Below are 10,475 nucleotides of genomic sequence, written 5' to 3'. Positions count from 1 at the left end.
AGCGCGCCAACCGCGCCTGCCGGATCAGAAGATGGAACCGACCACGCGGCTGAAGAAGCCGGGCCGGTTCGGTTCGGTGCCCTCCGCGCCATCCACCAGCAGCGCGTAGCTGTCCTGGTACCAGGGGCTGCCGGGGTAGTTGTGGCCGAGCACGGCGGCGGTGCGCCGGGCCTCATCCACCAGGCCCATGGTCAGGTACAGCTCGGTCAGCCGGTGCAGGGCTTCCGGCACGTGGTTGGTGGTCTGGAATTCATCGACCACGCGGCGGAAGCGCCCGATGGCGGCGGTATGCAGGCGGCGCGTCTGGTAGAAGCGGCCGATCGTCATCTCGCGCCCCGCCAGGTGGTCGCGCGCCAGGTCCATCTTCAGCCGTGCGTCGCGCGCATAGGGCGTGTTGGGGAAGCGGTTCGAGACATCCTGCAGCGCCGCCATGGCCTGTTCGGTGGTGCGCTGGTCGCGCTGGATGTCGTTGATCTGCTCGTAGTAGCTCAGCGCCCGCAGGTAGTAGGCATAGGCGATGTCGCGGTGTGCCGGATGCAGCTGGATGAAGCGATCCAGCGCGCCGAGCGCCTCCGTGTAGCGGTTGCGCATGTACTCGCCATAAGCGGACATCAGCTTCGCGTTGGTGGCGAAGGTCGAATAGGGGTGCTCGCGCTCCACCATGTCGAACAATTCGACCGCGCGCTGGTAGCGCTCCGCCGTCAGGGCTTCCATGCCTTGGGCGTAGAGGCCCTCGGCGGAGCTGTCCTGGCCGCTGGCGCCGGGCGTGCTGGCCCGTGGCGAGCCGAGCGAGTTCATCCGCCCGTCCCAGGCCGAGCAGGCGGCGATGGGCAGGATGAGGATCAGGGGCAGAAGGCGTCGAAGCATCGCGCACCGGTCAGGCATGGGGCTTCCCTATACCATGCCGCGGCATGGTCACGGCAAGGCGCGGGTCGCCGCCGTGTGTCTTGCGCTGATCTATTGCAAAGCTGCCGGCCTGTCACTTCACCCAGCCCGGCGTGGCACCGGAAGCCCGATTTTTCAGGCCATGGCCGGGGCGGCGGCGGCGGGCAGGCGCGTCCCGACTCCGTCCATCGGCACCTCGCCATCCACCATGCGCCAGGCGCCGAGGTCGGCGAACAGCGCCCGCAGCAGCTTGTTGTTCAGCGCGTGGCCGGAGCGATGGCCGACGAATCGCGCGGACAGCGCCGCGCCGGCCAGGGCCAGGTCGCCCACCACGTCCAGCAGCTTGTGGCGCACGAACTCATCCGGCCGGCGCAGGCCGCCCGGGTTCAGCACCAGCGGGCCATCCACGACGATGGCGTTGTCCAGGCTGCCACCCTGCGCCAGGCCGGCGGCGCGCAGGCGCGCGATGTCCTCGGCCAGGGTGAAGGTGCGGGCATCCGCCACCCCGGCGCGGAACGCCGCGGAGGACAGGCGCAGGCTGACCTGCTGGCTGCCGATGGCAGTGGCGGGGAAGTCGATGCTCATCGCCGCCTCGAAGCCCGGGACATGGGCCGGCAGCAATTCGACGAAGGCCTCGCCCTCATCCACCCGCACGCGGCGCAACACCTCGATAACCGGGGCCGGGGCGTCCAGGCTGACGGTGCCGGCGCAGTCGATCAGGAACAGGAAGGGCGCGGCGGAGCCATCCAGGATCGGCACTTCCGGGCCGTCCAGGTCCAGGATCGCATCGGTGATGCCGCTGCCGGCCAGCGCCGCCATCACATGCTCCACCGTGCCGATACGCGCCTGCGGCGCACCTTCGGCAACCAGGGCGGTGCAGAGGCGGGTATCCACCACGCGGTCGAAGCGGGCGGGGATGTCGATGCCGAGATCGGTGCGGCGGAACACGATGCCGGTGCCGGCCTCGGCCGGACGCAGCGTGAGCGTCACGCGGCGCCCGCTGTGCAGACCGACGCCGACGCATCCAATCGCCGTCTTCAGCGTCTTGCGCCGTCTCCGATCGATCGGGAGGAAACCGTCCATGCTCGCCTTTGCGTCCCTGACCCCGTCCTGTGCCGCGACCGCACCAAGCGGCCTATCATCCAGACGTGTCCATCATCCCGCTTCGAAGCCCCGGCGATGCCGAGGTGGTCCGATCAGGAGAGACGCCAGACCCGGCGACCCAGGGGGTTAATGCCATTTCCCCCCTGGCGGCGCCATTCAAGCCTTGTTTCTCCATATTACGTCGCAAGCTACTGTAAAACAACGATTGGTGCGACGCGAGATCGCCCTAATTTCGCCCTATTTTGCCGCGTTTCGCCTCAGTTGCTCTGGCGCCGCAGGAAGGTCGGGATGTCGAGCCCCATCTCGTCCTGCTGCGTCGGCGGTGCCACCGGGCGGGCCGCGGGTTCCATGCGCGGCTGCTGCGCCGGCTGCATCTGCGGCTCCGGCACGTCGCGCCGCATCAGGCCGGTGGCGCGGCGGAACAGGTTGTTCAGCCCGCCCGTCGGCTGTGCCTGCGGCATCGGCGCCACGGGGCGCGTCCCTGCCGGCGCCCGCAGCCCGGGTTCTGCCTGGGGTGCCATGCTCACCGGGGCCTCGGCGCCCGGTGCGGCTTCCACCATCGGGGCCGCGGTGGCCGGCGCCTGCTGCATCGGCTGCGGCGCGGCGTAGGTCTGCGCCGGGCGCATCGCACCAGGATGCTGCGGCTGCTGATGCTGCGGCTGCTGGGGCTGCGGCTGGGCCGCCACGCGCGGCGTGAAGCCGGCCGGCGCGCGCATCGCGGGCTGCGGCGCCTGCGGCTGCCCATGCTGCGCCACCTGCTGGCTGCTCACCGCCTGCAGGCTGCCGCCGCCACCCACTGCGACCAGCTTCGGCCGCTCCGCCTCCCGCGCCTCGCGCGCATCGATGCCAGTGGCAACGACGGAGACGCGGATGCGGCCGTTCATCGATTCATCGACCGAGGAGCCGAAGATCACATTGGCTTCCTCGTCCACTTCCTTGCGAATGCGGTTGGCCGCCTCGTCCACCTCGAACAGCGTCATGTCGAGGCCGCCGGTGATGTTGATCAGCACGCCGCGCGCACCGTGCATGGAGGTATCCTCCAGCAGCGGATTGCTGATGGCTTCCTCGGAGGCCTTCACCGCGCGGCCTTCGCCCTCGGCCTCGCCGGTGCCCATCATCGCCTTGCCCATCTCCGCCATCACGGTGCGGATATCGGCGAAGTCGAGGTTCACCAGGCCCGGGTTCACCATCAGGTCCGTCACGCCGCGCACGCCCATGTACAGGACGTTGTCGGCCATGCGGAACGCCTCGGCGAAGGTCGTGCGCTCATTCGCCAGGCGGAACAGGTTCTGGTTCGGGATCACGATCAGCGTATCGACGAACTGCTGCAATTCCTCGATGCCGGCATCGGCCGCCTTGCGGCGCTTCGGCCCCTCGAAGTCGAAGGGCTTGGTCACCACGCCGACCGTCAGGATGCCGCGCTCACGCGCCATGCGGGCAATCACCGGGGCCGCCCCGGTGCCGGTGCCGCCGCCCATGCCGGCGGTCACGAACACCATGTGGCTGCCTTCCAGGTGGCGCGCCAGCTCGGTCTCCGCTTCCTCCGCCGCACCACGGCCGATCTCGGGCTTCGCACCGGCGCCCAGGCCCTGGGTCAGGTAGGAGCCGAGCTGCACGCGGCGATCCGCCTTGCTGTGCTGCAGCGATTGCGCATCCGTGTTGGCGACCAGGAACTCCACGCCTTCCAGCCCCATGGTGACCATGTTGTTCACCGCATTGGTGCCGCCGCCACCGACGCCGACCACCGTGATGCGCGGGCTGAAATCGGTGTGCTGCTGGTTCGGGATCGTCAGGTTTAGGGTCATGAACGGGGCCTTTCCTGGAAGCTCAGCCTTGCAGGCCGTAAGGGAGGGGTTTGGGTGGAAGCGGGGCGCATCAGACGCGCACCCGTAGCCATTCGATGAAGCGGCGCAGCCGGCCGCCATGCCGATCCGCGCCGGGAATGATGTCGATCAGCGGCCGGCCTTCGCCGGCGCCCCAGGCGAGCAGCCCGATCGCGGCGGCGAAGGGTGGGCCGCCAGCGGTGTCCGGCAGGCCGCGCACGCTGCGCGGGCGACCGATCCGCACCTGGCGATCCAGGACGCGGGCGGCCAGTTCGCGCGCGCCGATCAGCTGGCTGGCGCCGCCGGTCAGCACCACGCGGGTGCCGGCCTCCTTGGCGACGCCCGCGGCTTCCAGCCGCTCGCGCACGAATTCGAAGGTCTCCTCCAGCCGCGGCCGGATGATGTTGACGATCATCGCCCGCGGCACGCGCGCGATGTGGTCCTCATCCTCGCCGACCAGCGGCACGGGCAGCATCTCGCGCTCGTCATCCGCCGCGCCCATGGCGCCGCCATGCAGCGTCTTCAGCCGCTCCGCATGGTTGATCGGCGTGGACAGCACGCGCGCCAAGTCGTTCGTCACCTGCCAGCCGCCGACCGGGATCTGCGCGGTGTGGATGAGATGCCCTTCGCTGAACACGGCGAGCGAGGTGGTGCCGCCGCCCATGTCGATGACGGTGGCGCCGATGCGCTTCTCGTCCTCCACCAGCGTGGCCAGCCCGGCGGCGAGGGGGGAGGAGACCAGCTCCTGCACCTCCAGGTCGCAGCGCGCCAGGCAGGCACCCAGGTTCCGCAGCGCGGCCTGCGAGGCATCGACCAGATGCACGCGCGCGCCCAGCGTGTCGCAGACCATGCCGCGCGGGTCCTCGACACCGGGCGTCGCATCGACGGTGAAGGAAACCGGCGCGCCATGCACCGTCTCCCGCCCATCCTCCGTGCCGCGGCGGCGGCCTTCGGTGAGGATGGCGCGCAGATCCTGCTCCGTCACCGCGCGGCCGCCGATCGGCCATTGCACATGCAGCAGCCGCGAATCGGGCTGGCCGCAGGACAGGTTGACGATGGCGCCGGAGAGCTGCGTGTCCGCCATTTCCTCGGCCTGGCCGACGGCGGCACGGATGGCCCGCTCCGCCTCCTCCAGATCGATGATCGAGCCGCCCTTCACGCCGCGCCCACGCTGCCAACCGAAGCCGAGCACGCGGGGTTCGCCGTCGCCCTCGATGCGCGCGATCAGGCAGACCACCTTGGTGGTGCCGATATCGAGCACGCCGAAGACGCCGCTGCGCGCGCCGCGACGGCGGCGCTCGCCGGGCGGATCCACGCCGACAGGCAGGCGGGACAGCGCATTCATGCGTGGGGAACCTGGAATGCGTTCATCCGCGCGTGCTCCGGTTCGCGTTGCGGCGGGCGGGCGTGGCGGGCTGTTCCGCCACCGGCTGCTGCCGCACCACCAGGCGATCCGGCAGTCGCATGTCCACGGCGACCAGCGGCCGGTCGAGCAGCGCGTTGCGCGACTGCAGTTCCGAAAGACGGTTCAGCGCCGGCGCCTCATGCCCCTCCGGCAGCAGCACATCCGTGCCGCTGTGCAGGCGCAGGTTCCAGCGGCGCTCGCCGACGCGCACCAGCGCCTGGGTGCGGGCCAGGATGTTGCGATGCGCCAGCAGCAAATCGTACAGCGCCGCCGCGTGCTTCTCGGCGCCCGCGCCGACCACCAGCGGCAGCGGGCCGAAGGCGTCCAGCGTCTCCGTCTCCACCACCAGCCCCTCGCGGTCGATCACCGCGAAGCGGCCCTGGTGCTGCCAGATGGCGAAGGGCGCGCGTTCCGTCAGCCGTACCAGGATGGTGCCGGGCAGGCGGCGCTCGACATGCGCGGATTCGACCCAGGCGATGGTCTCCAGCCGCTCCCGCGCCTCATTCGGCGAGAAGCCGAGCATCGGGTCGCCGAGTTCGGCGCCGATGGCTGCGCGGATCAGGTCGGGCGGCGTGTTCTCGCGCCCCTCCACCACCACTTCCACCACTTCCAACCCGGCGGAGAGGCCGAGCTCCGCCGCATTCTCCACCACGGAGCGCACGCGCCCCGCCGGGTCCACGGCATAGATCGCATAGCCGCCGGCACCGAGCAGCCCGCAGCCGATCAGCCACAGCGCCGCCGGCCGCATCAGGCCACGCCGCCGCTTCAGCCACAGCCGCAGGCGGCTTGGCCGGTCCGGATCCTTGCGCGCCGGGCGCTGCGCCGTCCGCACCGGGGCGCGGCGCGGGGCCATCGGTTCACGGGCCATGACGCGCCTCCCGTACCATCCAGGCGCAGAGTTCCGGGAAGCCGATGCCGAGATGCGCCGCCTGCTCCGGCACCAGCGAGGTGCGCGTCATGCCGGGCTGCGTGTTCACCTCCAGCAGCACCAGCCGCCCCGGTTCGCCGGCGGTGTCGTCGTAGCGCAGATCGGCGCGGGACACGCCGCGGCAGCCGAGCGCCTGGTGCGCGCGCAGCGCGATCTCCATGGCCCGCGCACGGGTTTCGGGATGCACCGGCGCGGGCAGGGTGTGGCGGCTGCCGCCATCGGCATACTTCGCCTCGTAGTCGTAGAAGACGTGGCCGGTGTCGATCTCCGTCACTTCCAGCGCGCGGTCGCCCATCACGGCGACGGTCAGTTCGCGACCGGGGATGAAGGCCTCGGCCATGATGCGCTTGTCGTAGCGCCAAGCCCGCGCCACCTCCGCCCGCCGGTTGTTGCCTTCACGAAAGATCTCGACGCCGACGGAGGAGCCTTCGTTCACCGGCTTGACCACATAGGGCAGCGGCAGCGGGTCCTCCGCCTCCAGCTCCTCCGGCGTCACCAGGCGGCTTTCCGCCACCGGCAGGCCGGCTGCCAGGAACACTGCCTTGGCCGCCGACTTGTCCATGGCGACGGCGGAAGCGCGCACGCCGGAATGGGTGTAGGGCAGGCCCATCCAGTCCAGCACGCCCTGGATGCAGCCATCCTCGCCGTAGCGGCCATGCAGTGCGTTGAACACCACATCGGGCTTGGCGGATTGCAGCGCGCCGATGACGGAGCCGAGGTCGCCGCCGACCTCGATCGGCGTCACCTCGAACCCTGCGACGCGCAGCGCCGCCACCACCTGCTGGCCTGTGGCGAGGCTGACCTCGCGTTCCGCGGAGACGCCGCCGAACAGCACGGATACATGCATCACGCCGTCACCTCGCCGATGCGCTTGATTTCCCATTCCAGGCCGATGCCGGATTGCGCCAGCACCCGCGCCCGAACCTCCTCGCCCAGCCCCTCCAGATCGGCCGCCGTGGCGCCGCCGGTGTTGAGCAGGAAATTCGCGTGCAGTTCCGAGACCTGCGCGCCGCCGCGCGCCAGCCCACGGCAGCCCGCCGCATCGACCAGCGCCCAGGCCTTCTGGCCCGGCGGGTTCTTGAAGGTGGAGCCGCCGGTGCGTGCGCGGACCGGCTGTGTCGCTTCGCGCGCCGCGCGGATTCTCGCCATCTCCGCCGCGATTGCCGCAGTGTCGCCCGGCTGCGCATGAAAGCGCGCGCGCACCACCACGCCGCGCGCCGGCAGCGTGGCGCGGCGATAGGCGAAGTGCAGGTCGCCCGCGCTCAGCCGCAGCAGGCCGGCGGGGGTCGCCACCTCTGCCCAATCCAGCGTATCCACCACCTCGCGCCCATAGGCGCCGGCATTCATCGCCACCGCGCCGCCGATGCTGCCCGGAATGCCGGAGAGGAATTCCAGCCCGGCGAGGCCCACCGCGGCGGCGTGTTCCGCGACCACGGCATCCAGCGCCGCGGCACCGGCGATGATCCCATCCGCCTCGACCAGCACCTCGCCAAAGCCGCGCCCGGCCAGCCGCAGCACCGCGCCCCGCACGCCGCCATCGCGGATGATGAGGTTCGACGCTGCGCCCACCACCGTCAGCGGCACCGCATCCGGCAGGTCGCGCAGCAGCAGCAGCAGGCCATCGGCATCCGTCGGCCGCACCAGCCATTCCGCCGGACCGCCGACGCGGAACCACGTGAAGGGCGCGAGCGGCGCGTCCGGCGTCACGCGCCCGCGCAGCGGCGGCAGGGTGGCGTGCAGGGCCATGTCGCGCGGCGCCGTCACTTCTGCCCACCGGCCAGCCGCGGCCGAGTGCGCGACTGCAGGGCCAGCAGCTGCTCCGGCAGCGCATGCGCCCAGGTGGTGATGGTGCCGGCGCCGAGGCAGACGACATAGTCGCCCGACTTGGCGATGGCGTTGACCATCTCCGCCAGGCTGTCCGGCCCGGGCAGCGGCACCACGCTGCGATGCCCGCGCGCACGCAGGCCTTCGACCAGCGCATCCCGATCATAGCCCGGCATCGGCTGCTCGCCCGCCGCATAGACGTCCGCGACGATCACAGTCCCGGCGTCATTCATGCACGTACAAAAATCCTCGAACAGCGAGGCGAGGCGCGAATAGCGATGCGGCTGCACCACCGCGACCACATCGCGCGCCCCCGCCTGCCGTGCCGCCTTCAGCACTGCAGCGATCTCCACCGGATGGTGGCCGTAATCGTCGATCACGGTGATGCCGCCGGCATCGCCGGTGCGGGTGAAGCGGCGCTTGACGCCCTTGAAGCCCATCAGCGCGGTGCGGATGGTCGCCTCGTCGATGTCCATCTCCAACCCGATGGCGATGGCGGCCAGCGAATTCTGCACGTTGTGGCTGCCCAGCATCGGCAGGCGCATCGGCTTCAACGTGCGGCTGCGGCCCGTCGCGCGGTCCCGCACCGCAACCTCGAAGGTGGCGCCCATGCGGTCCGTGATCATCTTCTCCGCCCGCACATCGGCCTGCGGCGAGAAGCCGTAGGTGATGATGCGGCGATCCGACAGGCGCGGGATCATCGCCTGCACCTCATGGTGGTCCGCGCAGAGCACCGCGAAGCCGTAGAACGGGATATTGCCGACGAACTGGGCGTAGCCCTCCTTCATCGCCTCCGCCGTGCCCCAATGGTCCAGGTGTTCCGGGTCCATGTTGGTGACCACGGCGCAGACGGCGGGCAGCTTCAGGAAGGACCCGTCGCTCTCATCCGCCTCCACCACCATCCAATCGCCGGAACCGAGGCGGGCATTGGTGCCATAGGCGTTGATGATGCCGCCATTGATGACGGTGGGGTCGAGCTTCGCCGCTTCCAGAACGCAGGCGACCAGGCTGGTGGTGGTGGTCTTGCCATGGGTGCCGCCGATGGCGACGGCCCATTTCAGCCGCATCAGCTCCGCCAGCATTTCCGCGCGGCGGACCACCGGCACCAGCCGCGCCCGCGCGGCCTGCACTTCCGGATTGTCCTTCTTCACCGCGGTCGAGGTGACGACAACCTGCGCGGAGCCGAGATTGGCCGCGTCATGGCCGACCATCACCGGAATGCCGCTCTCGCGCAGGCGGGTGACGTTGTAGCCCTCCGCGATGTCGCTGCCCTGCACGGAATAGCCGAGATTGTGCAGCACCTCGGCGATGCCGGACATGCCGATGCCGCCGATGCCGACAAAGTGGATGGGCCCGATGGAGAGGGGCAGGGCGCGCATCAGCGGGACTCCAGCATCGCGACACCGCGATAGGTCAATTTCTGCACAAGGTCGGCCAGCCGCCGCGCCGCATCGGGGCGCGCCAGCGTGGCGGCTGCCGTGGCGGCACGGGCCAGCACGGCGGGGGTGGTGAACATCGCCTGCATCTGCCGGGCCAGCGCTTCCGGCGTGAAGGCCGGCTGCTTCATGATCCAGGCCGCGCCGGCGCCTTCCAGCAGCCGCGCATTGGCACTTTGGTGGTCGTCGATGGCATGCGGCAGCGGCACCAGCACGGAAGGCCGCCCGGCGCAGGCCAGCTCCGCCACGGTGGAGGCACCGGCCCGCGCCACCACCAGATGCGCCATGGCCAGCCGCACCGCGATGTCACCGAAGAAGGGCGACAGGTCCGCCGGCACGCCCGCCTCGCGATACGCTGCCTCGACCCGCGGCAGATCTTCCGCCCGCGTCTGCTGCGTCACCACCAGCCGCTGCCGCAGGCCTTCCGGCAGCAGCGCCACCGCGCCCGGCACCACATCGGCGAAGATGCGCGCGCCCAGGCTGCCGCCCAGCACCAGCAGGCGGATCGCGCCATCCTCGCCCGGCGCGGAGAAGTCCTGGCCGGCGAGCGCCGCCAGCGCCGGCCGCACCGGGTTGCCCACCACCTCGACATGGGCGGAGGACGGCACCCGCGCGGTGTCGACGGCCGATAGCGCCAGCAGGTCGGCGCCCGGCGCCAGCAGCCGGTTGGCGCGGCCGAGCACGCCGTTCTGTTCATGCAGCGCCGTCGCCGGCCGCGTCGCGCGCGGCAGGGTACGGGCCGCGATCAGCGGGGGCACGGAGGGATAGCCGCCGAAGCCGACCACCGCCGCCGCATCCAGCCGTACCAGGATGCGCCGCGCCTCGATGGTGCCGGCGGCCAGCGCCAACGCGCCCATCGCGGCACCACGCAGGCCGCGTCCGGCCAGCCCCGAGCCCTTCAGCACGAAGCGCTCGGCATTGCCGAAGGCGGGGCTTTCATAGGCGGCGCTGCGCGCATCCGTCATCAGCGCGATGCGTTCGCCGCGCGCGACCAGCTCCGCCGCCAGCGCTTCCGCCGGAAACAGGTGGCCGCCGGTGCCGCCGGCGGCGATGACGATGGGGCGCACCAT

The 10,475-nt window shown here is 71.0% G+C and carries 9 protein-coding genes; all 9 read right to left on the bottom strand.

The window, feature by feature from the left end:
- Nucleotides 1-24: 24 nt before the first annotated feature.
- On the bottom strand, nt 25-867 hold the full coding sequence (locus HB662_RS26710) for an outer membrane protein assembly factor BamD (protein WP_168054728.1): 843 nt from the start codon (nt 865-867) through the stop codon (nt 25-27).
- Between the two features lie 153 nt (nt 868-1,020).
- Nucleotides 1,021-1,968: a UDP-3-O-acyl-N-acetylglucosamine deacetylase gene (gene lpxC, locus HB662_RS26705; protein WP_168054726.1), complete on the bottom strand. Its 948-nt coding sequence runs from the start codon at nt 1,966-1,968 to the stop codon at nt 1,021-1,023.
- 278 nt (nt 1,969-2,246) lie between these two features.
- Nucleotides 2,247-3,794 (bottom strand): cell division protein FtsZ, encoded by a 1,548-nt coding sequence (gene ftsZ, locus HB662_RS26700; RefSeq protein WP_168054725.1) that lies wholly within the window; start codon nt 3,792-3,794, stop codon nt 2,247-2,249.
- Nucleotides 3,795-3,864: 70 nt separating this feature from the next.
- Nucleotides 3,865-5,157 carry a cell division protein FtsA gene (gene ftsA / locus HB662_RS26695; RefSeq protein ID WP_168054723.1) on the bottom strand — a complete coding sequence of 431 codons (1,293 nt, stop codon included), beginning with the start codon at nt 5,155-5,157 and terminating at the stop codon, nt 3,865-3,867.
- 22 nt (nt 5,158-5,179) lie between these two features.
- Nucleotides 5,180-6,085 carry a cell division protein FtsQ/DivIB gene (locus HB662_RS26690; protein WP_245185930.1) on the bottom strand — a complete coding sequence of 302 codons (906 nt, stop codon included), beginning with the start codon at nt 6,083-6,085 and terminating at the stop codon, nt 5,180-5,182.
- Nucleotides 6,075-6,992 carry a D-alanine--D-alanine ligase gene (locus tag HB662_RS26685; RefSeq protein ID WP_245185929.1) on the bottom strand — a complete coding sequence of 306 codons (918 nt, stop codon included), beginning with the start codon at nt 6,990-6,992 and terminating at the stop codon, nt 6,075-6,077. The genes HB662_RS26690 and HB662_RS26685 overlap by 11 nt, the downstream gene beginning before the upstream one ends.
- Nucleotides 6,992-7,891, bottom strand: coding sequence for a UDP-N-acetylmuramate dehydrogenase (murB, locus tag HB662_RS26680; RefSeq protein ID WP_168054719.1), 900 nt, complete (start codon nt 7,889-7,891; stop codon nt 6,992-6,994). The genes HB662_RS26685 and murB overlap by 1 nt, the downstream gene beginning before the upstream one ends.
- A gap of 14 nt (nt 7,892-7,905) precedes the next feature.
- Nucleotides 7,906-9,348, bottom strand: coding sequence for a UDP-N-acetylmuramate--L-alanine ligase (gene murC, locus HB662_RS26675; RefSeq protein WP_168054717.1), 1,443 nt, complete (start codon nt 9,346-9,348; stop codon nt 7,906-7,908).
- Nucleotides 9,348-10,475: an undecaprenyldiphospho-muramoylpentapeptide beta-N-acetylglucosaminyltransferase gene (gene murG / locus HB662_RS26670; protein ID WP_168054715.1), complete on the bottom strand. Its 1,128-nt coding sequence runs from the start codon at nt 10,473-10,475 to the stop codon at nt 9,348-9,350. Before murG ends, murC begins: the two co-directional genes overlap by 1 nt.

The organism is Falsiroseomonas frigidaquae (genome assembly GCF_012163145.1).
GTDB classification, from domain to species: Bacteria; Pseudomonadota; Alphaproteobacteria; order Acetobacterales; family Acetobacteraceae; genus Falsiroseomonas; species Falsiroseomonas frigidaquae.
This window is presented reverse-complemented; position numbering and strand designations above follow the sequence as displayed.

Coding starts and splice junctions, on each gene's coding strand:
- murC (WP_168054717.1), bottom strand. CDS start 9,348: ATGCGCGCCCTGCCCCTCTCCATCGGGCCCATCCACTTTGTCGGCATC.
- lpxC (WP_168054726.1), bottom strand. CDS start 1,968: ATGGACGGTTTCCTCCCGATCGATCGGAGACGGCGCAAGACGCTGAAG.
- murB (WP_168054719.1), bottom strand. CDS start 7,891: ATGGCCCTGCACGCCACCCTGCCGCCGCTGCGCGGGCGCGTGACGCCG.
- HB662_RS26690 (WP_245185930.1), bottom strand. CDS start 6,085: ATGGCCCGTGAACCGATGGCCCCGCGCCGCGCCCCGGTGCGGACGGCG.
- murG (WP_168054715.1), bottom strand. CDS start 10,475: ATGGTGCGCCCCATCGTCATCGCCGCCGGCGGCACCGGCGGCCACCTG.
- ftsA (WP_168054723.1), bottom strand. CDS start 5,157: ATGAATGCGCTGTCCCGCCTGCCTGTCGGCGTGGATCCGCCCGGCGAG.
- ftsZ (WP_168054725.1), bottom strand. CDS start 3,794: ATGACCCTAAACCTGACGATCCCGAACCAGCAGCACACCGATTTCAGC.
- HB662_RS26685 (WP_245185929.1), bottom strand. CDS start 6,992: ATGCATGTATCCGTGCTGTTCGGCGGCGTCTCCGCGGAACGCGAGGTC.
- HB662_RS26710 (WP_168054728.1), bottom strand. CDS start 867: ATGCTTCGACGCCTTCTGCCCCTGATCCTCATCCTGCCCATCGCCGCC.